Here is a 23178-nt window from a genome sequence, read left to right as displayed (position 1 = left end):
AGACCAGGCGGCCGTCAGGGCTGACGACCGGAGCACCTGGTGGCCGCGGGTCGCGTGAGCCGTGGTGCCAGACGGGGTGGGGGGAGCGCCCAGCGGGTGTGCCCGTCGGAGCCGACCGCCCGGATCCTGGCGCTCTCGGCCGCGACGACCGACCCGTCGGGCAGCGGGGTGGCACGGCACGGGCAGGGCAGCGCCAGGGAGTGCAGCAGCGACGGTCCGCCCGCGAGGAACGCCGTGCGGTCGTGCAGCTCCAGCCGGTCCTCGTGCCGGACGCCGAGCCGCCCGCCGGACGCGGGGTGCACCGAGCCCAGGGTTCGTACGCCGCCGAGCAGCGTCGCGTCTATCGGGCGCTGGGCCGCACTGGTCATGATCGCGATCGTTCCACGGCCCGTCGCGGCGCCTCAAGCGCGGACGCCGCGAATCGGTCAGGCGGACGGCCGGCCGTCCGCGGCCGGTCGCGCCGCGCCGTCGGCGGACGCCGCGCCGCTGTGCGCCGGGGGCGCCGAGGAGCCGCGTACGGCCAGTTCGACCGGGAGGACGTCCTGTTCGGGCGGCCGGTCGTCCAGCACCGCGAGCAGCGCCGACATGCCCCGTTCGCCGATCCGCTCGGCCGGGAGGCGCACCGTGGTGAGTTCCGGTTCGACGGCGGTGGCCAGGGCGAGGTCGTCGAAGCCGGTGACGGAGACGTCCTCGGGGACGCGCAGCCCGAGCCGGCGCACGGCCTTGCAGGCGCCCGCGGCCAGGATGTCGTCGTCGCAGACCAGCGCGGTCGGCCGCGGGCCGGACGTGGTGAGCGCCCGCTCGGCCGCCGCACGGCCGGACGCCACGTCGAGCGGGGCGGCAACCGTGGTCAGCTCCGCGTCCGGGACGCCCGCCAGCGCGGAGTGCAACGCCCGGGCGCGTACGTCGAAGGTCCAGGAGGCGACGGCGGAGGCGAGATGGACGAAGCGGCGATGTCCCAGCCCGAGCAGATGGTCCGTCACCTGCCGCATGCCGTCGGCGATGTCCAGGTTGACGTGGGCGGCGACACCGGCGTCCGCCGGGTCGCTGTCCAGCATCACGAGCGGCAGGTCGCTGCCGCGGATCGCGGCGAGCGTCCCGGAGGCCATCGAAGAGGCGATGACGCCGTCGAGAGCGGCGCGGGCGGAGGCGAACGGATCCTTCGCCGGACCGATGCCCTCGGGGGACGGGTAGAGCACGACGCCGAAGCCGTGGCGGGCGGCGACGGTGGCCGCACCGGTGTAGACGCGGGCGAAGAACTCGTTCGTGAGAGCCGGCACCACGAGCAGGGCCGTCCTGGTGCGCCCGAGACGCAGATTGCGGGCAGCGAGGTTGGGCCGGTAGCCGATCTCCCGGGCGGCGTCGCGCACCGAAGCGGCGGTGCGCTCGGAGACACGACCGCGCCATTTGTCGCCCAGGACGAGGGAGACCGTGGCCTGCGAGACCCCGGCAACGCGGGCGACGTCCTTGCTGGTGGGGCGGGTGGAACCCGCTTCCGCCGGGACGGGACGGCCCTCGGGGGTCTGGTGTGCCATGCCGTGCCGTCCTCGGCCGCGCCTGACTGTTCGTCGACAACGCCCGGGGCGGCGGCTCGGTGGACCCGCGGACTGTCGACATGGTACGTATGGAGGACCACGTTATACGTAAAACCTCGGCAGGCCGGGGGAGAGGGGTTGCCGGATGGCCGCCGGATACGCAGACATCCTCAGAGCGCCGCATGCCGCACGGCTGCTGAGCGGCACTCTGGTGGGCCGGCTGCCCAACGCCACCGCGCACATCGCGATCGTCCTGTTCACCCGCGCGGAAGGCGGCAGCTACACCCTCGCCGGCGCCCTCGCCGCCGTGTACGGAGCCGCGACCGCCGTGGGACAGCCCCTGCTCGGCCGCGCCGTCGACCTGTACGGACAGCCGAAGGTCCAGTTCCCCTCCGCCGTCGTCTCGGGGCTCGGCATGCTGCTGCTGGCCGTCGCCGGAACGGGCTCGCTGCCTCTCGCGTACGCCGCGGTGACCGTAGCGGGCCTGTTCACCCCGCCGCTGGAAGGCGGGCTGCGTGCCCTGTGGCCGAGCGTGCTGGGCCATGAGGAGCGCGTCCACCGCGCGTACGCCATGGACGCGGTCGCACAGGAGATCATGTTCACCGTCGGACCCCTGCTGGTCACCGTCCTCGTCTCCGTCTGGTCCCCCGCCGCCGCGCTCCTCGTCATCAACGCGATAGGCGTCATCGGCGCCCTGTCCGTGGTCATGTCCCAGCCCTCCCGCGCCTGGCGCTCGGCACCCCGGGAGGCCCACTGGCTCGGCGCGCTGCGCTCCCCGGGGCTGCTCGCCCTGCTGGGCGCGTTCTTCTTCGTGGGGCTCGCGCTCGGATCCATCACCGTCGCCGGTGTCGCCTACGCGGACGACCACGGCCGCGAGGCGGTCTACGGCTGGCTGATGGCGGCCCTCGGTCTCGGCGCACTCGTCGGCGGCACCGTGTACGGCGCACGGCAGTGGGCGGGAGCGCCCGAGACCAGGCTGCGCGCCATCATCGCGCTGCTCGCCCTCGGTTATCTGCCGCTGGTGCTCACCCCCGGTGTCGTCGCGATGACAGCGCTGTCCGCGCTCGCGGGCGTCTTCCTCGCACCCGCCATCGCCTGCGCGTTCATCGTCGTCGACCGGCACGCCCCGCGCGGCACGGTCACCGAGGCGTTCTCCTGGCTGGTGACCACCTTCGGTGTCGGCGCGGCCGTCGGCACCGCCGTCGCCGGACCCGCCGTCGAGATCGGTGGCACCGCGTGGAGCTTCGCCGTGGCCGGTGCCGGGGGATTCGCCGCCCTGCTCGTTCTGACGGCCACTCAGCGCGTGCTCGCCGTCGCCGGCCGTACCGGCGATATTGCGGGCCCGGACGCGGACTCATCGGAAAATGATCGAAACGGGGCCGTCCAACCCGGTTTCAGCTCAGGCCGTGAGGCGTAATGTTCAGACATGGACCGCCGCATTTTCGGGCTGGAGAACGAGTACGGCGTCACGTGCACGTTCAGGGGACAGCGCCGACTGTCACCTGACGAAGTGGCGCGCTACCTCTTCCGCCGTGTCGTGTCATGGGGCCGCAGCAGCAATGTCTTTCTGCGGAACGGTGCCCGCCTGTACCTCGACGTGGGCTCGCATCCGGAATACGCAACGCCGGAATGCGACAACGTGACCGAACTGGTCACGCACGACAAGGCCGGCGAGCGCATTCTGGAAGGCCTGCTCGTCGACGCCGAACGCCGCCTGCACGAGGAGGGAATCGCGGGCGACGTCTATCTCTTCAAGAACAACACCGACTCGGCGGGAAACTCCTACGGCTGCCACGAGAACTATCTCGTCGCCCGGCACGGCGAGTTCTCCCGGCTCGCCGACATCCTCATTCCCTTCCTCGTGACGAGGCAGCTGCTCTGCGGCGCGGGTAAAGTGCTGCAGACGCCGCGCGGCGCGGTCTACTGCGTCAGCCAGCGCGCCGAGCACATCTGGGAGGGCGTCAGCTCCGCCACCACCCGCTCCCGCCCGATCATCAACACCCGCGACGAACCGCACGCGGACGCCGAGCGCTACCGCCGACTCCATGTCATCGTCGGCGACTCGAACATGTCCGAGACGACCATGCTCCTCAAGGTCGGCGCCACCGACCTCGTACTGCGCATGATCGAGGCGGGCACCGTCATGCGCGACCTCACCCTGGAGAACCCGATCCGGGCCATCCGCGAGGTCAGCCACGACATCACCGGCCAGCGCAAGGTGCGCCTCGCCTCAGGCCGCGAGGCCTCCGCCCTCGAGGTCCAGCGCGAGTACTACGAGAAGGCCGTCGACTTCGTCGACCGCCGGGGCATCCGCACCGGCACGGTCGCCCAGGTCCTCGAGCTGTGGGGCCGCACGCTGGACGCCATCGAGACCGAGGACCTCGACCGCATCGGCACCGAGATCGACTGGGTCATGAAGTACAAGCTGCTGGAGCGTTACCGCGCCAAGCACAACATGACCATGTCGCATCCGCGGGTCGCGCAGATAGACCTCGCGTACCACGACATCCACCGCAGGCGCGGGCTGTACTACCTCCTGGAGCGCAAGGGCCAGGCCGCCCGGATCTGCAACGACCTGAAGATCTTCGAGGGCAAATCGGTGCCCCCGCAGACCACCAGGGCGCGACTGCGCGGCGACTTCATCCGCCGTGCGCAGGAACAGCGGCGGGACTTCACCGTCGACTGGGTGCACCTCAAGCTCAACGACCAGGCGCAGCGGACCGTGCTCTGCAAGGACCCGTTCCGCTCGGTCGACGACCGCGTGGAGAAACTCATCGCCGGCATGTAGCACGCGGTAGCACGAAGAATCGGAACGTCACTCGGGCCCCGTACGTTTCTCGTACGGGGCCCTTGACACGCCCTAGAGTGTCCGCAACTACTGAGCCGTAAGAGATCTGAGGAACACGTGCGCCGACTTGCCGGCCTTCTCGTCGTGCCCCTGCTGCTGTTGTCGACAGCGGCCTGCGGCAGCGAAGACAAGGACTCCGATTCCGCTTCCGCTTCCAACTCTGCCGTCTCGATGACGAACGGGCTGCCCACGATCACCGCAGGCAAGAAGTTCGGTGAGAAGCCGACCCTGGCCAAGGGCGAGGGTGAGCCGCCCAAGGAGCTGAAGGTCAACGTCATCAGTGAGGGCGACGGTCCGGCCCTGAAGAAGGGCGACCTGGCCAAGGTCGACTACCTCGGCCAGCTGTGGGACGGCGACAAGCCGTTCGACAACAGCTTCGACCGCGGTGAGCCGTTCGCGGTCACGATCGGTGGCGGCGGTGTCATCGAGGGCTGGCAGAAGGCGCTGGACGGCCAGAAGGTCGGCAGCCGGATCGAGGTCGCCATCCCGCCGGAGCTCGGCTACGGCGCGCAGGGCCAGGGGGAGATCCCGGCCAACGCCACGCTGGCCTTCGTGATGGACGTCGTCAAGGGCACCACCCTGCCGAGCGCTGCCAAGGGCAGCGAGGTCGCCCAGGACAACATCGACCTGCCGAAGGTCGGCACCAACACCGACGGCAAGGCGCCGTCCATCACGGTGCCCAAGAAGGACGCGCCGACCAAGCTCGTGTCGAACTACATCATCGAGGGCACCGGCCCGGCGGTGAAGGCGAGCGACACGCTGGCCGTGCAGTACAAGGGCGTCCTGTGGAAGGGCGGCAAGGAGTTCGACAGCAGCTACGCCCGGGGCGGCGCGCCGGTCAACTTCCCGCTGGCACAGGTGATTCCGGGCTGGCAGAAGGGTCTGGAGGGCAAGAAGGCGGGCAGCCGTGTCCTGCTCGTCGTGCCCCCGGACCTGGCCTACGGCGACCAGGAGCAGCAGGGCATCCCCGCCAAGTCGACGCTGGTCTTCTCCGTGGACATCCTGGCTGTTCTGTAAGACTGTCCCGGTTGACTCGCACGAAAGAACGCAAGGAGCGACATCCGTGAGCATCGAGAAGCCCGAGATCGACTTCCCGGGCGGCGAGCCGCCGGCCGACCTTGAGATCAAGGACATCTGGGAGGGCGACGGCCCGGAGGCCAAGGCGGGCGACACCGTCTCCGTCCACTACGTGGGCGTGGCCTTCTCCACGGGCGAGGAGTTCGACGCCTCGTGGAACCGCGGCACCCCGCTGCAGTTCCAGCTCGGCGCCGGCCAGGTCATCCAGGGCTGGGACAAGGGCGTGCAGGGCATGAAGGTCGGTGGCCGGCGCCAGCTGACCATCCCCGCGCACCTGGCCTACGGCGACCGCGGTGCCGGTGGCGGCCGTATCGCCCCCGGCGAGACGCTGATCTTCGTCTGCGACCTGGTCTCCGCCTGACGGAGTGTCGCGGAGCGCTGCACAGCGTGACGAGGGCCCGTGCCTCCCCTGGACGCCGTCCAGGGGCTGAGAGGCACGGGCCCTCGCTTTTGTCCCGACACCCCGGGGCGGTACGGTCGACGGGCGTAAGGGACTTCGAGAAAAGAGGTGAAGGGCGTCGATGGCCATTGCCAAGGCCGAGCGGCTGATGAATCTCGCGCTGTGTCTGCTCGGGACCCGGCGCCCGCTCAGCAAGCGGGAGCTGCGCGGGTCCATCGAGGCGTACCTGGAGGCCGGCTCCGACGACTCCTTCAACCGGATGTTCGAGCGCGACAAGGACGATCTGCGTGAACTCGGCTTGGTCATCGAGACGGTGGAGTCCCTCGACGGCGACATCGGCTACCTCGCCCGCCGCGACAGCAACCGTCTCCCGCCGATCACCCTCGACGCCGAGGAGGCCGCCGCCCTGGGCCTGGCCGCCAAGGTGTGGCAGCAGGCCCGCCTCGCCGGCGCCGCCAGCGGCGCCCTGCAGAAGCTGCGCGCCGCCGGCATGCCCGAGACCGAGGACGCCTACGAGGCGCACCACAGCGCCCTCGAACCCCGCATCCCCGTCCACGAGTCCGCCTTCGAGCCGCTGATGCTGGCCTGCCGCGACCGCCGCCCCGTCGTCTTCGACTACCGCAAGGCGAACTCCGCGCACCCCGAGCAGCGGCATGTCGAGCCCTGGGCGCTGGAATGCTGGCGCGGTCACTGGTACCTGGCCGGATACGACCGCGGGCGCGGGGCGGAGCGCGTCTTCCGGCTGTCCCGTATCACCGGCAAGGTCCGCTCGCGCGCGGGCTCGTTCACGGTGCCGGTGCCCGATGTCGTCACCGTGCGGGAGACCGTGGAGAGCTGGGCGGGGGAGACCGCGACCCGCTCCGCCCTGATCCGGCTGCGCTCGGGCTGCGGCTACCCGCTGCGTTCACGGGCCACGGCCGTACGGGAACTCGTCGGCGGCTGGGACGAGTTGGATATTCCGTACGGGCACGGACTGGACGCCTGGCTCGTCGAGTTCGGCCCGGACGTCGTCGTGCTGGAGCCCGCCGACCTGCGGGCCGACGTGGTCGACCGGCTGCGTGCCGTGGCCAAGGGCTGAGGGAGATGCGGACCATGGCAGCCAACGCCATCGACCAGACCCGGCGCATGCTGTCGCTGGTGACGTATCTGCGCGAGCGCCCCGGCGCGCGTATCGCGGACGTCGCCCGCGCCTTCGGCATCACCGAGGACGAGCTCATCTCCGACCTCGACGTCCTGCCCATGTGCGGGACCAGCTTCCGCGGCGGCGACCTGCTGGACATCGACACCGACGGCGAGCGCATCTGGTGGCGCAACCCGGACGCCTCCGGCGAGTCCACTGCCGAGCCGCTGCGTCTCGCCGCCGACGAGGCGACGGCGCTGCTGGTGGCGGCCAGGGCCGTCGCGACCCTGCCCGGCCTGCGCGAGGGAGACCGGGACGCTCTGCTGCGGGCCACGGCGAAGCTGGAGGCCGCCGCGGGCGAGGCCGCCGGAGCCAGCTCCCGGCTGTCGGTGACGTTCGAGTCCGAGGGCGGTGTCTTCGCCGACGTCGACCGGGCCATCTCCGAGCGCCGCCGTCTGTGGTTGCGCTACTACTCACCCGCGCGCGACGAGCTCACCGAGCGCGAGGTCGACCCCATCCGCCTCTTCGCCGTCGGCCACACCTACATGGAGGCCTGGTGCCGGCTCTCCGAGGCGCGCCGCACCTTCCGCCTCGACCGGGTCGCGGAGATCCGGCTGCTCGACGCCCCGGCCGCCCCGCCCGAGATCGAACTGCGCGACCTCTCCGAAGGACTGGTGCAGCCCTCCGCCGGCGACCCCGAGGTGATCGTCGAGGTGGGCCCCGGCGGACGCTGGGTCGCCGAGTACTACCCGCACGACAGCGCGGAGGAGCTACCCGACGGCGGGCTGCGCATCACCCTGCGCACCCCGGCCCCCGCTTCCCTGCGCAGGCTCGCGCTGCGCCTGGGCCGCGACGGGCGCATCGTCTCGCCGCCGGAGCTCGCCACCAGCGCGCGGACGGCGGCGCAGGACGCGCTCGCCGCCTACGACGGCGAGGACGCCGGACGGGACGAAGGAGTACGCATTCCATGACGGTGATCCCCCAGATCCCCGCCCCCGTCGGGCCGGTGCTCTTCAAGGCGGCCTGCCCCGACTGCCGGGCGCGCTTCGAGCTGACCGCGGGGGCGCTGCGTCTGGCGATCGGCGGCAGCCGCCGGACCACCTTCTACTCGTTCACCTGCCCCGAGTGCGGCTCGGCCGTCCGCAAGCCGGCCGGGGAGCGCATCGTGGAGCTGCTGACCGGCGGCGGCGTGCGCACCCTGCGCCTGCACACCACCGCGTAGGCTCCTCGCATGTTCTGGCCCATGCTCGCCGTCGCCCTCGGTTTCCTCGGTATCGCCGTCCTCGGCGTCCTCGGCATCAAGGTCTTCATCGAGGCCCAGCGCCTGGGCCGCGAGGTCGCCCGCACCGCTCAGCGCATCGACCGGGCGGCCGAGGACCTGGAGCGGGCGGCGACGTCCCTGGCGCGGACCGGGAAGACGCTGCCCTGAGCGCGTCCCCGGAGCGGACCGGGAAGACGCTGCCCTGAGCGCGTCCCCGGAGCGGACCGGGAAGAAGAGGCTTCTCCGGCCCGCCGGACGGTGATCGACGGTCGCGTGAGGCGGCCGGCGGAGGTCACGACGCACCCTGCTGCGGCGCTGATCCTGGCGGTACGCTGCTGATGGCGGCACCGGAGATGAGGCGCCGACCGCTGACGGGTGTACGCACAGGGATTGCCGTGCGTTTACCCGCCCGAGTTACGATCGCTGCCGGTCGTTTCGGACGTCGGTCCGGCGCGAGCCGCAGCCTAGAGCCCCAAGCCGCCTCGGTGAGAAGGTAGACACAGTTATGTTCCGACAGATCGGCCCCACCGAGATCATCATCATCGCGCTTCTCATCCTCCTTCTGTTCGGGGCCAAGAAGCTCCCCGACATGGCGCGTTCGCTGGGCAAGTCCGCCCGCATCCTCAAGAGCGAGGCCAAGGCGATGAAGTCCGAGGGCCAGCCGACGGCGGCGCCCGCGGAGCCGAAGGACCCGGCACAGGGCCAGGCGGCGCCCCGCACCATCCAGGCCGCGCCCGGCGATGTGACCAGCGCTCGCCCTGTGACCGAGCCCACCGACACCCCCCAGCGCTGATCGAAGGCCACACCGACCGTGGCCTGCCGCACGAGATGAGGACGTGGGTTGCTCAAGTCTGCCCGCTCGAAACAGAAGGAGAAGGACCCCGAGGGGCGGATGCCACTCGCGGACCATCTGCGTGAGCTCCGAAACAGGCTCGCCAAGGCCATGCTGGCGATCGTCATCGCCTCGGCCGTCGCGGTGGTCTACAGCCAGGAGTTGATGGACTTCCTCACCTCGCCCGTGCCGGAGTGCGGGAAGGACGGCCCGAAGAAGGGCGGGGTGTGCGCCACCATCGTCTACACCGACCTGCTGTCGCCGTTCACGACGACGGTCAAGGTGGTTCTGATGGCCGGCATCGTCGCCTCGTGCCCGATCTGGCTCTACCAGCTGTGGGCCTTCGTCGCACCGGGTCTGCACAGGAGCGAGAAGAAGTACAGCTACTACTTCGCCGCCGCCGCGGCGCCGCTGTTCGCCCTGGGCGTGTACTTCGCGTACCTGATCATGCCGGTGAGCATGAAGGTCCTGCTCTCCATCACCCCGGCCCCGGCGGAGAACCTGCTGAGCGTCGACAAGATCCTGGACTTCACCGTCCGGATGGTGCTGATCTTCGGCTTCTCCTTCGAGTTGCCGCTCCTGCTGATCATGCTGAACCTGACCGGCATGGTGACCGGCCGGCGGATGCTCGGCTGGTGGCGGGGCGCCGTCATGGGCATTTTCGTCTTCGGCGCGATCGCCACCCCCTCCACCGACCCGCTCGGCATGGTGGCGCTGTCCGGGCCGATCATCCTGCTCTACTTCCTCGCCGTCGGCTTCTCGCTGCTCAACGACCGCCGCAGGCGCCGTAACGACCCGGATGCCGAGCTCGACGACGACGAGGCCTCCGAGCTCGACCTGACGCCCTCGGACCTCGGGGAGGTCGAGGCCGTCTCCGCCTTCAGGGCGCTGCCCGAGCAGGCCACCGGCGACGTCGACGGTGGCCGGTCGAACCGGCTCAACGGATACGACGACATCACCTGACGCACGGTCGCCGACACGTTTGGTGAGGGGCCGAAGAGGAATCTTCGGCCCCTTCTTCGTGTGCAAGCGCCGCCCGTCGAGGGTAAGCGCACGAGTCGGTGCGGCCGTCACATAAAGATCCGCTCACTGTCAGAGGGGGCGGGTAGGCTCATGAGCAAGATGACCGAGGATCTCTCTCCCGCCGAGCGCTATGCCGCCGCACGCGTCCGCGCTGCTGAGGAGGCCACCGCACTGGCCCCCTTCCGCGCGTTGTACGACTTCGACCTCGATCCGTTCCAGATCGAGGCATGCCAGGCTCTGGAGGCGGGCAAGGGCGTGCTCGTCGCCGCGCCCACCGGCTCGGGCAAGACCATCGTGGGCGAGTTCGCCGTCCACCTGGCCCTCGCGCAGGGCCGCAAGTGCTTCTACACCACGCCCATCAAGGCGCTGTCCAACCAGAAGTACACGGACCTGGTCAGGCGGTACGGCGCGGCGAAGGTCGGCCTCCTGACCGGGGACAACAGTGTTAACTCCGAGGCGCCCGTGGTCGTGATGACCACCGAGGTGCTGAGGAACATGCTGTACGCGGGCTCCCAGTCGCTCATAGGCCTCGGCTACGTGGTCATGGACGAGGTGCACTACCTCTCCGACCGCTTCCGTGGTGCCGTGTGGGAGGAAGTGATCATTCACCTCCCCGAGTCGGTCACGCTCGTGTCACTGTCCGCGACCGTGTCGAATGCGGAGGAGTTCGGCGACTGGCTGGACACCGTGCGCGGTGACACCGAGGTGATCGTCTCCGAGGAGCGGCCCGTCCCGCTGTGGCAGCACGTCATGGCAGGCCGCCGGATGTACGACCTCTTCGAAGAGGGCACAGACCATGGTGGTCGAGGCCGGACCCGGCGCGAGGTCAACCCCGACCTGGTGCGGCTGGCCCGCATGGAGAACCAGCGCACGTACAACCCGCGCGACCGGCGCCGGGGAAAGATGGTGCGCGAGGCCGACCGGGAGCGCGAGCGGCGCCAGCGCAGCCGTATCTGGACCCCGGGCAGGCCCGAGGTCATCGACCGGCTGGACGCCGAAGGACTGCTGCCCGCCATCACGTTCATCTTCAGCCGTGCGGCCTGTGAGGCCGCCGTGCAGCAGTGCCTCTACGCCGGCCTCAGGCTCAACGACGACGAGGCACGCGCCAAGGTGCGCGAGATCGTGGAGGAGCGCACCGCCGCCATCCCCACCGAGGACCTGCACGTCCTCGGCTACTACGAGTGGCTGGAAGGGCTGGAGCGCGGCATCGCCGCCCACCACGCGGGCATGCTGCCGACCTTCAAGGAGGTCGTGGAGGAGCTCTTCGTCCGGGGCCTGGTCAAGGCCGTGTTCGCCACCGAGACGCTGGCGCTCGGCATCAACATGCCCGCCCGCTCCGTGGTGTTGGAGAAGCTCGTCAAGTGGAACGGCGAGCAGCACGCGGACATCACCCCCGGTGAGTACACGCAGTTGACCGGCCGGGCAGGCCGCCGCGGCATCGACGTGGAGGGGCACGCCGTCGTCCTGTGGCAGCGGGCCATGGACCCGGAGGCGCTCGCCGGACTGGCCGGCACCCGCACCTATCCGCTGCGCTCCAGCTTCAAACCGTCGTACAACATGGCGGTCAATCTTGTGCACCAGTTCGGCCGGCACCGCTCGCGCGAGCTGCTGGAGACATCGTTCGCGCAGTTCCAGGCGGACCGCTCCGTCGTCGGCGTCTCGCGCCAGGTCCAGCGCAACGAGGAGGGCCTGCAGGGGTACCTGGAGGGCATGACCTGCCACCTCGGCGACTTCGAGGAGTACGCGCAGCTGCGCCGCGAGTTGAAGGACCGTGAGACGGAGCTGGCCAAGCAGGGCACCGCACAGCGCAGGGCCGCCGCGGCCGCCTCGCTGGAGAAGCTCAAGCCCGGAGACGTCATCCACGTCCCGACCGGCAAGTTCGCCGGTCTGGCACTGGTGCTGGACCCGGGGCTGCCCGCCGGCCGGACCAACGGCCACCGCGGCGGCTTCGAGTACCACGACGGACCGCGCCCGCTGGTGCTCACCGCGGAGCGCCAGGTCAAACGGCTGGCGTCCATAGATTTCCCGGTGCCCGTAGAGGCGTTGGAGCGGATGCGCATCCCGAGGTCGTTCAACGCCCGCTCCCCGCAGTCCCGGCGCGATCTGGCCTCCGCTCTGCGCACCAAGGCCGGTCACATCGTGCCCGACCGGCGCCGCAAGGAGCGGTCGCCCGCGTCGGACGACCGTCAGATAGCCCGTCTGCGCGCCGAGTTGCGCGCGCACCCCTGCCACGGCTGCGACGACCGCGAGGACCACGCCCGCTGGGCCGAGCGCTATCACCGCCTGAAGCGCGACACCCGTCAGCTGGAGCGCCGGATCGAGGGCCGCACCAACACGATCGCGCGGACCTTCGACCGGATCGTCGCCCTGCTGACCGAGATGGACTACCTGCGGGGCAACGAGGTCACGGAGCACGGCCAGCGCCTCGCCCGGCTCTACGGGGAGCTGGACCTGCTGGCGAGCGAATGCCTGCGCGACCGGGTGTGGGAAGGGCTCAACCCGGCCGAACTGGCCGCGTGCGTCTCGGCCTTGGTCTACGAGGCACGGCAGGCCGACGACGCCGTGGCGCCCAAGGTGCCCACGGGGCGTGCGAAGACCGCGCTGGCCGAAATGGTCCGCATCTGGGGTCGGCTGGACGCCCTGGAGGAGGAGTTCAAGATCAACCAGGCGGAAGGGGTCGGGCAGCGCGAGCCGGACCTCGGTTTCGCCTGGGCCGCGTACCAGTGGGCCTCGGACAAGGGGCTCGACGAGGTGCTGCGCGAGGCGGAGATGCCCGCGGGCGACTTCGTGCGCTGGTGCAAGCAGGTCATCGATGTGCTCGGCCAGATCGCGGCGGCGGCGCCCCGCGAGGACAGCACCGTCGCGAAGAACGCCCGCAAGGCGGTCGACGCGCTGCTGAGGGGCGTCGTGGCCTACAGCTCCGTCGGGTGAGACCGGACGCCGCGCCGCCTCCGCCCGGTCGGGCAGAGGCGGCGCGGTCACGTCTGCGTCCGATGTGACGCGGAACGGCCCCGGCCGGGGCGGTCGCGCCGCCGGTCAGCTCCAGAAGGAGTTCATCTCGTCGATGTCCTCGGTGCACTCGTCCATGTCGGTGACCTTGCCGCCGACGATCGTGAAGAACAGGCCTTGGCGAATCTCGATACCACGGTCGCCGCGGTCCGCCCTGGTCGTGTGGAAGGACATCACGTGCCCGCGCCCGTCGGCGAGCACGGCCTCCAGCTGAACCTGCATCGTTCCGCCGGTCTCCTCGCCCATGCGGCGGAACACGTCGAGAATGGCGTCGCGTCCCTTGTGATGGCCGGAAAGCGGGTTGTCGCCGGGCACGTGGTAGACGGCGTCGGCCGTCATGAGGGAGCTCAATGTCTCCATGTCGCCTTCGGTGAACGCTACGTAACCCCGGCGGACCAGGGCGCAATCGGGGTGCTCGGACATTCGGATACACGCCTTTCGTCCCGATGGATTCCCTTTCGTTCCATCATCCGTCGGGCCCGAAAAGCTGTCCACGGACCGTGGATCGGCAGCTCACGGCTGCGGCGAAGGGCCCGCTGCGGCCAGCGCGCACGCCAGCTCGGTGAGGTCGGCCGACCGCAGCACCCGGTCCCCGAAGCCCGGAAGCGGTACGTGCAGCGCCTGCGTCCAGCGCTCGGGCACGGCGTCGATTCCGTAGACGGCCCCGGCCAGTGCGCCGGTCACCGCCGCAACCGTGTCGGTGTCGCCGCCGAGATCGATCGCGGCGGTCAGCGATGCCTCGAACGAGGGCGTCGTGCGCAGGGCCCACAGCGCCGAGCCGAGGCATGGCCACACCGCGCCGTTGAACTCCGTTGCCTCCTGCGGGTGCCAGTGGGGGGCCAGCACCGTGGCCCATCGGGCGCGGTGACCGGGGTGCACCTGAGCGAGCGCGTCGGGCACCGCGGCCAGGGGGTCCATGCCGTCCAGGGCCACGCGGATCAACTCGTGCAGCACGGCGGTGCCCTCCCAGGCGGCACGGTCCCCGTGGGTGAGCGCCGCGAGCTCGCGTGCGGCGGCCATGGTCGCCGCACGGCCCGCGCGGGCGAAGAAGACCGCGGACGTCGAGGCCCGCATCAGCGAACCGTTGCCCGCGGCCCGCCCCGTCATCTGGAAGTGCAGCGCCGCCGCGGTGTCCCACGGGTCGCCGCTGGTGAGGACCTGCTCCGTCTGGAGCCCGATGTCCTTGGGGTCGCCCGCGGCCCAGGTCCGGAACCGTGCGAAGAGGTCCGCCCCGTCGACTCGGCCGTGCTTCAGCAGCGACTCCCCGACGAGCACGGCCATGTGTGTGTCGTCCGTCGCCTCGCCCGGGTCCCATCCGCCACCCCCGCACATCTCGCCCGGGCCCTCCCCGAAGTGCGAGCGGAAGACGCCTCGTTCACCGAACTCGAAGGGCGCGCCCAGGGCGTCGCCTACGGCCGAGCCGACGACGGCGCCGACGGCGCGGTCCACACGTGTGGGGGCGGGGGTCTGCTCCATCGCGCCAGCATAGGAGGGCAGTTCTCCAGACACGCCGCCTTGTCACCGGTCATGCCACGAGCCTCTTGCCGTGCCAGGTCACCATGGCGAGATGGCGGCGTACGTCCCCGAGGAGACCAGGACCAGCCGAAGCCGGACCGGCTCCCGCCGAGGCAGTGGGCACCCGGACGTGGCCTGGCCCGACCTGCGTCACCCACTCCCGTATCTACGCCGACGGCTCCTGCTCCCGTTCCACCTGCTCGTTCCATTCGCGCTTGATCGCGCGCCATGCCTCGTCCGACTTGCCCAGGCGCCAGTAGCCCGAGATCGACAACTGCTCGCGCGGCAGCCCGCGTTCCACGCGCAGCAGGCGGCGCAGTTCCTTCACGCAGCCCGCCTCGCCGTGGACGAACGCGCAGACCTCGCCCGCCGGGAAGTCGAGCGCCGCCACCGCGGTCACCAGCGCCTCTCCCTGCGGGCGGTCGCCGCGGTGCAGCCATGTGATCTCCACACCGTCGGGCGTGAGGACCTTCTGCTCCTCCTCCGGACCGGCCACCTCCACGAAGGCGTGCACCACCGCACCGGCCGGCATCTGCTCCAGCGTCGCGGCGATCGCCGGGAGCGCGCTCTCGTCGCCCGCCAGCAGATGCCAGTCAGCCGTGGGCGCGGGGGCATAACCACCGCCCGGGCCCAGGAAGCGCACCGTCTCACCGACGTGGGCGCGCGCCGCCCACGGTCCGGCGAGGCCCTCGTCGCCATGGACGACGAAGTCGATCGTCAGCTCGCCGTGCACGGCGTCCCAGTGCCGCACCGTGTACGTACGGTTCGAGGGCCACTGCTCGCGGGGGAACTCCTCGCGGATCCGCTCCATGTCGAACGGCTCCGGGTAGCGCACGCCCGGCACCGGGAAGAGCAACTTCACATACTGGTCGGTGGACTCGCCGATCCCGAACGAGTCCGACGCGTCGAGGCCGAGCACCACGCGCACCATGTGCGGCGTGAGTCGCTCGGTGCGCACGACCTTCGCCTCGTGGACCTTCGGTGCCTTGCGGGCCGGTCGCTCTGCCACGGTGCTCTCCCTGGAGCTTGGAACCTGAAACCTTGGTGCTTAGGCTTGCCTAAGCTAACACCTTCAGGTGCCGAGGACCGTGGGCAGGGACCCCTCAGCGCTCCAGCGCCGCCAGCAGCCGCACCACCGCTCCGCCGAGCCCCCAGCGCCCCGCCAGCTCCTTCAGCGCGCCCGGGTCGCGCGGCGCGCTCGGCAGGGAGGCGTCGAACACGGGCAGCGGCACATCGGACGCGACCTTGACGACCTTCGGCGCCACGGCGAGATACGGCCTGGCCTCGTCCAGGCGCTTGCGCTGAGAGGGAGTCAGCTTCGACGTACGGTCGTCGATCGCCGCCATGATCCCGGCCAGGTCGCCGTACGCGTCGAGCAGCTTCGCCGCCGTCTTCTCGCCGATGCCCGGCACCCCCGGCAGCCCGTCACTCGGATCGCCGCGCAGCGTCGCGAGGTCGGCATAGCCGGGACCGTCCACGCCGTACTTCTCGCGCAGCCACGCCTCGTCCGTCACCTGCAGCGTCCCGACGCCCTTCAGCGGATAGAGCACCCGCCGCTCGCGCGCGTCGTCGATCAGCTGGAACAGGTCCCGGTCGCCGGTGACGATGTCGACCGGGCCGGTGGCCCGCGCGGTCAGGGTGCCGATCACGTCGTCCGCCTCGTAACCCTCGGCGCCGACGCGTGCGATACCGACGGCGGCGAGCACCTCCTGGATCACCGGCACCTGCGGATCGAGGGTGTCCGGAGTCTCCTCGACGTCCGGGCCCTGCTCCTGCTCCTCGGCCACGCGGTGCGCCTTGTACGACGGGATGAGGTCCACCCGCCACTGCGGCCGCCAGTCGTCGTCCCAGCAGGCGACCAGGTCGTCGGGGCGGTGGTCCTGCACGAGGCGTGCGATGAAGTCCAGCAGCCCGCGCACCGCGTTGACCGGGGTGCCGTCGGGAGCCCGGACCGAGTCGGGGACCCCGTAATAGGCGCGGAAGTACAGGGAGGCGGTGTCGAGGAGCATCAGGCGTCGGGTCACACCGACGATGATGCCGCACCCCAACGACAGCGACCGCCGCACCCGTGAGGCCCCCCGTCTCATGACGCGGGTCACCTCGCGTTGGCCGGTGGGGCCTGCGTTGCCGCGCCGCGAAGGGGTCCCCGCCGAGCCGGCCACCGTCGGCCCTGGCGCCGACCCACGCCTTTCGGCCGTGACCGGTGTGATCCCGCTACTCCAGCGCTCGACGAGTACGAAGGGGCGGATGCTGCGTAAGGTGATACAGGACCCAGGGGAGGGGAGCCCGACCAATGGATGCGAAGGACGCGAAGGACACCAAGGAGAGGGAAGAGCCTCTCCGGGTGGGCGCGGCCGTGCGCAAACGGCGGCGGGCCCTGCGTCTCACCCTGGCCGCTGTCGCGGGCCGCAGCGGCCTGTCCGTGCCTTTCCTCAGCCAGATCGAGAACGAGCGCGCCCGCCCCAGCCTCCGTTCCCTCCAGCGCGTCGCCGACGCCCTCGACACCACGGCCGAGACGCTGCTGGCCGCCTCCGATTCGGCGCGCACCATCGACCTCATGCGCGCCGGTGACAGCGCCCACCCCGGTACCCCACCGGCCGGAGTCCGCTCCCTGGTCCGCGGCCGCCACCAGTTGCACGCCACGGAGTACAGCGGTGAGCGGGAGACCGAGGGCGAGTTCCAGCACCGCAACGACGAGCTGCTGTACGTGGCGGAGGGCGCCGTCGAGGTGGAGGCCGAAGGCCGTGCCCACCGGCTCGGCCGGGGCGACTCGCTCTTCCTCTCCGGCGGCGTACGGCACCGCTGGCGGGCCACCACCGCCGACACCCGCATCCTGGTCGTCGCGGTCTCGGACCACATCGCGGCGCACAACGACCCGCGGGGCTGACCTCGTGCGCGTGGTCTCGCTCGTTCCCTCGCTGACCGAGGCCGTCGCCGCGACCGCGCCCGGACTGCTGGTCGGCGCCACCGACTGGTGCAGCCACCCCGCCGGGCTGGACGTCGTGCGCGTCGGCGGCACCAAGAACCCCGACGTGGCGGCCGTCGCGGCACTGCGGCCCGACCTCGTGATAGCCAACGAGGAGGAGAACCGGGAACCCGATCTCGCGGCCCTGCGGGCGGCGGGCTTCGATGTGATGGTCACCGAGGTGCGCGGCCTGGACCAGGCGCTGAGCGAGCTGGAACGGGTCCTCGTCGAGGGCTGCGGGCTCGCGCGGCCGCGCTGGCTCGACGACGCCCGCGCGGCCTGGTCGGCGGTCGTGCCCCTCGCCGCGGCCCGCGCCTTCGTTCCGATCTGGCGCAGGCCCTGGATGGTCCTCGGCCGCGACACCTTCGCAGGCGACCTGCTCGCCCGGCTCGGGGTCGTCAACGTCTACGGCGGACACGCCGAGCGCTATCCGCGGATCGCGCTCGACGCGCTGCGGGAGACCGGCGCGGACCTGGTCGTCCTGCCCGACGAGCCGTACGCCTTCGGCCCGGACGACGGCCCCGAATCCTTTGCCGGCCTGCCCGCCGCTCTCGTCGACGGTCGGGCGCTGACCTGGTACGGGCCGTCCCTCGTCGACGCGCCGCGGGTGCTCATCGCCGCGCTGTCAGCAGCTCTCCGCGCAGCACCCCACGGACGGTGAGGGCGCCGGCCGCCACCCAGGCCGCGGCGAGGAGGGCGTACAGGCCGATCGCCAGCCACTCGTACGCCACCAGGCCCGTGTGCCCCGCCAGCGTCTGCGCCCCCGTCACACAGGTCCCGACCGGGAAGGTGAAGGCCCACCAGCTCATCGTGAACGGCAGCCCGGCACGGGCGGCGCGCACCACCATCGCACCGGCGAGCGTCAGCCACAGCAGCGCGAAACCCATCACCGGCACGCCGTAGACGACGGCGAGCGCGCCGAGGCCGTGCGCGTACGGCGCGTCGATCGCGACGGGGGCCACGTCCGCCAGCTTGTTGACCGCGGTCGTCGACTGGCCGAGCGGGCCGAGGACGAGGAACAGGGCCGGCGTCAGCGCGAGGGGCAGGGGGCCGTGGTGCACGAGCCGGGCGAAGACGACGGGCAGGATCAGCAGGGTCGCCAGCAGGCTGATCCCGAACATCGCGTAGCTCGCCAGCAGCAGCGCCTCCCGTGACTGGCCGGCGGGCAGATGCGGCACCAGCAGTGGGCCGAACGACGCGGAGACCATCGGCGCGACTACCGGCAGCAGCCACACGGGCGAGGCGGTGCCCGGGGTCACCCGGTGGCGTACGACCATCAGGTACGGCACCGCCACGGCCACCACCAGTCCCACCGCCGTGCCCGCCGCGAACAGGACTCCTGCGACGATCACGGCCACGTGGGCGCCGATCACGTCCCGTCCCGCGCTCAGCGCGCCCACGCCGACCGCGAGCAGCGCCATCGACAGGCAGCCGTAGAACGGTGCGACGGCCGGGTCCAGCAGATGGGCGCGCGCCCGGTCGCGGTGGTGGATCCAGTGCGCGGCACGGGCCGCGAGCAGCACCCACAGGAGCACGGCGGACAGGGTCCACACCGCGGCACAGGCGGTGTGCAGTCCCGGCACACGCACCGGCAGCGCGTCGCCCGCCGTGCCGACGATCGCGGTCCCCATCACCGCGGCGTACCAGTTCGGGCCGAGGTCCCGTACGGACGGCAGCCTGACCGCGAGAGAACGGCGGGGTGCGCCGAAGAGGAGGCTGCGGGCCTGGGCGACGGTGACCATGACGTCACCTTCGCGGCCGCGAGAAGCCCCCGCCAGACACCTTGCCCCTATCACCCCATAAGCTGGTCTTATGAGTGACGAGGAACGTGTGCCGCTCGCCCATCGCGTGCCCGACCTGGGGGCGCTCGAACTCCTGCTCGCCGTCGCCCGGCACGGGAGCTTGGGGCGGGCCGCTCGAGAGCTCGGCATCACCCAGCCCGCGGCCAGCAGCCGTGTCCGTTCCATGGAGCGCCAGCTGGGCGTGGCTCTCGTAGACCGGTCCCCGCGCGGATCCAAGCTCACCGCGGCAGGGGCGCTCGTCACCGACTGGGCGCGGCGGGTCGTGGAGGCGGCCGAAGCGTTCGACGCCGGGGCACAGGCGCTGCGCGGTCGTCGTGACTCCCGGCTGAGAGTGGCCGCCAGCATGACGATCGCCGAATACCTCCTGCCGGGCTGGCTGATCGCCCTGCGCGCCGATCGCCCCGGCACGGCCGTCTCGCTGCTCGCCGGGAACTCGGCGGCGGTCGCGGACCGGTTGCTCACGGGGGAGGCGGACCTGGGCTTCGTGGAGGGCCTGGCCGTCCCGGAAGGGCTGGACGGGGCGGTCATCGGCCACGACCGCCTGTTCGTGGTCGCCGCCCCCGCCCACGCGTGGGCGCGCCGCCGCCGGGCGCCGCTCACTCCCGCCGAGCTGGCCGCGTCCCCGCTCGTCCTGCGCGAACGCGGCTCCGGTACACGACAGGTGCTCGACTCCGCGCTGTCCCGCTACGGCGGCCTGGCCGACCCGCTGCTGGAGCTGGCCTCGACGACTGCGGTGAAGGCGGCGGCGGTCAGCGGGGCGGGTCCGGCGGTCCTGAGCGAACTGGCGGTGACCGAGGAACTGGCGTCGCACCGCCTGGTCCGCATCCCGGTGGAGGGCGTCCGCCTGGACCGCGACCTCCGCGCGGTCTGGCCCCACGGCCAACGCCCGGCCGGCCCGGCCCGCGATCTGCTGTCGTTGACGCGAGCGTCGCGGTAGGGGCGGGGCGGGTCCGCTGCGCTGGGCCGTTTCCCCACCCTCCTTCCCGTGACCGGGCTTCGCCCGCACCCGTACGCCCGGACCGGTACCCGCGCTTCGCGCGGTGATTCGGGGCGCCGCCCTTACGCCCGGCGGGGCTGATTTCAGCCCGTCCGGCGACCCCGGACACCGCGCAAAGCGCGGTACGGGGTCCGGGGCTTGCCCCGGTTTCGGGAAGGGGCGGGTAGGCGAACGGTCCGCGCAGCGTTACCCCGCCGCCCCCACCAGCCCCGCCATCACCCGCACGTCCGTGCCCATCTCCGGGTGCCACTGGACACCCAGCACCCACGCCTCCCCCGGCCTCTCCACGGCCTCCACCGTGCCGTCCTCCGCGTACGCGCACGGGACGAGGCCCTCGCCGAGACGGTCCACCGCCTGGTGGTGGTACGTCGGGACCGACGACTCCTCCGGCACGATCTCCGCGTACAGCGTTCCGGGCACCGGCTTCACCGCGTGCTCGCCGAACACGCCCACCGCACCTCCCGACCCGGTGTGGTCGTCCAGGTGCTGGGCCAGCGTCCCGCCGAGTGCCACGTTCAGCAGTTGCATGCCGCGGCAGATGCCCAGCAGTGGCGTCCCGGCCGCCAGCGCCGCCCGGATCAGGGCCAGTTCCCACGCGTCGCGCTCGGGGGCCGGGGGGCCGGTGCGGGGCGAGCGATCGGCGCCGTACCGCTCCGGGGCGACATCCGGGCCGCCCGCGACGACCAGGCCGTCGAGGCGGGCGACGACCGATCCCGCGACCGCCGGGTCGTCCGGGGGCAACATCGCGGCGAGGCCGCCGGCAGCCTGGACCAGCCGTGGATAGGCGGCCGGCAGCAGCGCGGCGGGCAGGTCCCACACCCCCCACCGCGCGGACGCCTCCAGGTAGGTGCTGACGCCGATGAGCGGCTTGGACACGTGCACGTCGTTCACTTCCGTTCGAGTTCCGCCTCGGCCGCCGCCAGCGCGGCGAACTCCTCCTCGGGTGCCCGCGCCACCAGCCGATGCCGACTGTAGAAGGCGAAGTACGCAAGAGCCACGGCGTAGACGGCGAGCGCCGTGAAGGCAGCATCCTTGTCCACCAGGAACGTCGCGACCAGCGCGGACAGCGCCAGCACGAACGCGACGGACGAGGTGACGACACCGCCGGGGGTCCGGTAGGGGCGCGGGAGTCCGGGCTCGCGACGGCGCAGCACGATGTGCGACAGCGCCATCAGCGCGTAGCTGATCGTCGCGCCGAAGACCGCGATGTTCAGCATCCGCGCGCCGTTCCCCGTCCCCGCCGCCAGCGCGAAGCCGATAGCGCCCGGGATCAGCAGCCCCAGGTAGGGGGACTTGCGCCGGCTGGTCAGCGACAGAAAGCGCGGCAGATATCCGGCCCGGGACAGGGCGAAGAGCTGCCGGGAGCCCGCGTAGATCAGCGAGAAGAAGGAGGCGACGAGACCGGCGAGGCCGGCGTAGTTGACGAAGCGGCTGAGCGGCGTCGGGTCGCCGTCCCCCTGGAGCGCCACGACCAGCGGGTTCCCGGCCTCCTGGATGGCCGCCGAGCCGCGCGCGCCGGTCGAGGCGAAGAACGTCACCACCGCGAGCAGGACCAGGATGGCCATGGAGATCGCCAGCGCCCGCGGCATCGAGCGCACCGGGTCCTTGGCCTCCTCCGCCGCGAGGGGCACACCCTCGACGCCGAGGAAGAACCACATGCCGAACGGGAACGCGGCCCAGATGCCGAGCAGACCGAAGGGCAGCCAGGAGTTCGCGCCGAAGGCCTCCTTGTCGACGGGGATGTCGTTCAGACCGCCCGCGTGGAAGTCCGTGAACGCGCCGACGGCGAAGATCAGCAGCGCGGCGACGGCGATGGCCGTCACCACCAGGCTGAAGCGCAGCGCCTCTCCGACGCCCCACAGGTGGATGCCGATGAAGATCGCGAAGCAGGCGAGATAGACCGGCCAGCCGGACTCCAGGCCGAACAGGCCGAGGGATTCGACGTAGTCGCCGATGAAGATCGAGATCGCGGCGGGCGCGAGGATGTACTCGATGAGGATCGCCGTGCCGGTGAGGAAACCGCCCCAGGTGCCGAGGGCGCGCCGGGCGAACCCGTAACCGCCGCCCGCCGTCGGCAGGATCGCGGACAGCTCGGCGAGCGCGAAGACCAGGCAGGCGTACATCGCGCCCATCAGCAGGGTGGCGACGGCCAGTCCGCCGAAGCCGCCCTTCGACAGGCCGATGTTCCAGCCGGAGAAGTCGCCGGAGACGACGTACGCGACGCCGAGACCGGTCAGGAGCAGCCAGCCGGCGCTGCCCCTGCGCAAGGCGCGGCGGTTCAGATAGGCGTCCCCCACGGGCTCGGCCGGGGAGGACGCGGGGGACGGGGTGCGCGAGGTGGTGCCTTCAGCCATGGGTCGCTCCTGGCTCAGGTGCTCAGGTCAAAGGTTTGTGCGGACACCTTTGCGGCACTGGGGCGGCAGCGCAAGCCCTCTGTGCAAAGCCGGGGGTCACGGATCGGCCCTGCCGTCGGGCAAACCGGGGTCGCCTGCCGGCCCGCCGGTACGCAACCGTGGGTCGCGTGCCGGCCCGCCGTCGCGCAATACGGAGACGCCTACCGGCACCGCCGCCGCGCTCGACGGCCTTGCGGACCGGACGTACGTCGCTCCCGGTCGCCGTCCCCCTAGATGATCGATTCCAAGGGATCGGCTGCGCGCATGAGGTGAGGGAGCCCAACGTCAGTGTGTGAAGACAGAGTGGGACTCCCTCGCCACCGCACTCTATGTGAAGACCGACGACCTGCTGAAGGACTCACCGCATCTCGCGCCGTGGCGGCCGGCGGTGGGGATTACCC

General features: G+C 71.5%; 23 protein-coding genes. 14 read left to right on the top strand and 9 right to left on the bottom strand.

Features of this window, described 5'->3' with window-relative positions; all coding sequences use genetic code 11:
* Positions 1-14 precede the first annotated feature (14 nt).
* Both ACH5AF_RS30425 and ACH5AF_RS30420 read right to left on the bottom strand, forming a co-directional pair.
* Positions 15-368 carry a hypothetical protein gene (locus tag ACH5AF_RS30425; protein ID WP_398906091.1) on the bottom strand — a complete coding sequence of 118 codons (354 nt, stop codon included), beginning with the start codon at positions 366-368 and terminating at the stop codon, positions 15-17.
* Between the two features lie 57 nt (positions 369-425).
* Positions 426-1535 (bottom strand): LacI family DNA-binding transcriptional regulator, encoded by a 1110-nt coding sequence (locus ACH5AF_RS30420; RefSeq protein ID WP_398906089.1) that lies wholly within the window; start codon positions 1533-1535, stop codon positions 426-428.
* 145 nt (positions 1536-1680) lie between these two features.
* Between ACH5AF_RS30420 and ACH5AF_RS30415 the strand changes: the two genes are divergently transcribed.
* From ACH5AF_RS30415 to ACH5AF_RS30365, 11 genes are all read left to right on the top strand, one after another.
* Positions 1681-2952: an MFS transporter gene (locus ACH5AF_RS30415; RefSeq protein ID WP_398906087.1), complete on the top strand. Its 1272-nt coding sequence runs from the start codon at positions 1681-1683 to the stop codon at positions 2950-2952.
* A gap of 9 nt (positions 2953-2961) precedes the next feature.
* On the top strand, positions 2962-4323 hold the full coding sequence (gene pafA, locus ACH5AF_RS30410) for a Pup--protein ligase (RefSeq protein WP_215182884.1): 1362 nt from the start codon (positions 2962-2964) through the stop codon (positions 4321-4323).
* Positions 4324-4440: 117 nt separating this feature from the next.
* Positions 4441-5400: an FKBP-type peptidyl-prolyl cis-trans isomerase gene (locus ACH5AF_RS30405; RefSeq protein WP_398906084.1), complete on the top strand. Its 960-nt coding sequence runs from the start codon at positions 4441-4443 to the stop codon at positions 5398-5400.
* A 46-nt stretch (positions 5401-5446) separates the two neighbouring features.
* Positions 5447-5821 (top strand): FKBP-type peptidyl-prolyl cis-trans isomerase, encoded by a 375-nt coding sequence (locus ACH5AF_RS30400; RefSeq protein ID WP_215182888.1) that lies wholly within the window; start codon positions 5447-5449, stop codon positions 5819-5821.
* Positions 5822-5981: 160 nt separating this feature from the next.
* Positions 5982-6938 carry a helix-turn-helix transcriptional regulator gene (locus ACH5AF_RS30395; protein ID WP_398906082.1) on the top strand — a complete coding sequence of 319 codons (957 nt, stop codon included), beginning with the start codon at positions 5982-5984 and terminating at the stop codon, positions 6936-6938.
* Positions 6939-6952: 14 nt separating this feature from the next.
* Positions 6953-7951: a helix-turn-helix transcriptional regulator gene (locus tag ACH5AF_RS30390; protein WP_398906080.1), complete on the top strand. Its 999-nt coding sequence runs from the start codon at positions 6953-6955 to the stop codon at positions 7949-7951.
* Positions 7948-8202 carry a hypothetical protein gene (locus ACH5AF_RS30385; protein WP_398906079.1) on the top strand — a complete coding sequence of 85 codons (255 nt, stop codon included), beginning with the start codon at positions 7948-7950 and terminating at the stop codon, positions 8200-8202. The genes ACH5AF_RS30390 and ACH5AF_RS30385 overlap by 4 nt, the downstream gene beginning before the upstream one ends.
* A gap of 9 nt (positions 8203-8211) precedes the next feature.
* A complete protein-coding gene (locus ACH5AF_RS30380) occupies positions 8212-8409 on the top strand; it encodes a hypothetical protein (protein ID WP_398906077.1) in 198 nt (65 codons plus the stop codon).
* Between the two features lie 337 nt (positions 8410-8746).
* Complete coding sequence (gene tatA / locus ACH5AF_RS30375; protein WP_215182897.1) at positions 8747-9034, top strand: Sec-independent protein translocase subunit TatA; 288 nt, start codon at positions 8747-8749, stop codon at positions 9032-9034.
* Positions 9035-9082: 48 nt separating this feature from the next.
* Complete coding sequence (tatC, locus tag ACH5AF_RS30370; RefSeq protein WP_398906075.1) at positions 9083-10036, top strand: twin-arginine translocase subunit TatC; 954 nt, start codon at positions 9083-9085, stop codon at positions 10034-10036.
* Positions 10037-10195: 159 nt separating this feature from the next.
* Positions 10196-13027 (top strand): DEAD/DEAH box helicase, encoded by a 2832-nt coding sequence (locus tag ACH5AF_RS30365; RefSeq protein ID WP_398906231.1) that lies wholly within the window; start codon positions 10196-10198, stop codon positions 13025-13027.
* A gap of 105 nt (positions 13028-13132) precedes the next feature.
* Here the strand turns inward: ACH5AF_RS30365 and ACH5AF_RS30360 are convergent, their stop codons facing one another.
* From ACH5AF_RS30360 to ACH5AF_RS30345, 4 genes are all read right to left on the bottom strand, one after another.
* Positions 13133-13528 (bottom strand): nuclear transport factor 2 family protein, encoded by a 396-nt coding sequence (locus tag ACH5AF_RS30360; protein ID WP_398906073.1) that lies wholly within the window; start codon positions 13526-13528, stop codon positions 13133-13135.
* Between the two features lie 90 nt (positions 13529-13618).
* Positions 13619-14581 (bottom strand): ADP-ribosylglycohydrolase family protein, encoded by a 963-nt coding sequence (locus tag ACH5AF_RS30355; RefSeq protein ID WP_398906071.1) that lies wholly within the window; start codon positions 14579-14581, stop codon positions 13619-13621.
* A gap of 205 nt (positions 14582-14786) precedes the next feature.
* Positions 14787-15629, bottom strand: a complete 843-nt coding sequence (locus ACH5AF_RS30350; protein WP_398906070.1) for a siderophore-interacting protein — start codon at positions 15627-15629, stop codon at positions 14787-14789.
* A 94-nt stretch (positions 15630-15723) separates the two neighbouring features.
* A complete protein-coding gene (locus tag ACH5AF_RS30345) occupies positions 15724-16629 on the bottom strand; it encodes a 5'-3' exonuclease H3TH domain-containing protein (RefSeq protein WP_398906229.1) in 906 nt (301 codons plus the stop codon).
* 284 nt (positions 16630-16913) lie between these two features.
* Here ACH5AF_RS30345 and ACH5AF_RS30340 point away from each other — a divergent pair, with 284 nt between their 5' ends.
* Together ACH5AF_RS30340 and ACH5AF_RS30335 are read left to right on the top strand one after the other, a co-directional pair.
* Complete coding sequence (locus ACH5AF_RS30340) at positions 16914-17507, top strand: helix-turn-helix domain-containing protein (RefSeq protein WP_398906068.1); 594 nt, start codon at positions 16914-16916, stop codon at positions 17505-17507.
* Between the two features lie 4 nt (positions 17508-17511).
* Positions 17512-18246 carry a helical backbone metal receptor gene (locus ACH5AF_RS30335; RefSeq protein WP_398906066.1) on the top strand — a complete coding sequence of 245 codons (735 nt, stop codon included), beginning with the start codon at positions 17512-17514 and terminating at the stop codon, positions 18244-18246.
* Here the strand turns inward: ACH5AF_RS30335 and ACH5AF_RS30330 are convergent.
* Complete coding sequence (locus tag ACH5AF_RS30330; RefSeq protein WP_398906065.1) at positions 18197-19327, bottom strand: TDT family transporter; 1131 nt, start codon at positions 19325-19327, stop codon at positions 18197-18199. The genes ACH5AF_RS30335 and ACH5AF_RS30330 overlap by 50 nt on opposite strands.
* A 70-nt stretch (positions 19328-19397) precedes the next feature.
* On the opposite strand from ACH5AF_RS30330, the gene ACH5AF_RS30325 reads away from it, so the two are divergent.
* Positions 19398-20324, top strand: a complete 927-nt coding sequence (locus ACH5AF_RS30325) for a LysR family transcriptional regulator (protein ID WP_398906064.1) — start codon at positions 19398-19400, stop codon at positions 20322-20324.
* 246 nt (positions 20325-20570) lie between these two features.
* Here ACH5AF_RS30325 and ACH5AF_RS30320 read toward each other — a convergent pair whose 3' ends face one another.
* Together ACH5AF_RS30320 and eat are read right to left on the bottom strand one after the other, a co-directional pair.
* Positions 20571-21266, bottom strand: coding sequence for a gamma-glutamyl-gamma-aminobutyrate hydrolase family protein (locus ACH5AF_RS30320; protein WP_398906227.1), 696 nt, complete (start codon positions 21264-21266; stop codon positions 20571-20573).
* A gap of 5 nt (positions 21267-21271) precedes the next feature.
* Positions 21272-22738, bottom strand: coding sequence for an ethanolamine permease (gene eat / locus ACH5AF_RS30315; RefSeq protein WP_398906062.1), 1467 nt, complete (start codon positions 22736-22738; stop codon positions 21272-21274).
* Positions 22739-23178 lie beyond the last annotated feature (440 nt).

The organism is Streptomyces sp. NPDC018833 (genome assembly GCF_044390825.1).
Classification (GTDB): Bacteria; Actinomycetota; Actinomycetes; order Streptomycetales; family Streptomycetaceae; genus Streptomyces.
This window is presented reverse-complemented; position numbering and strand designations above follow the sequence as displayed.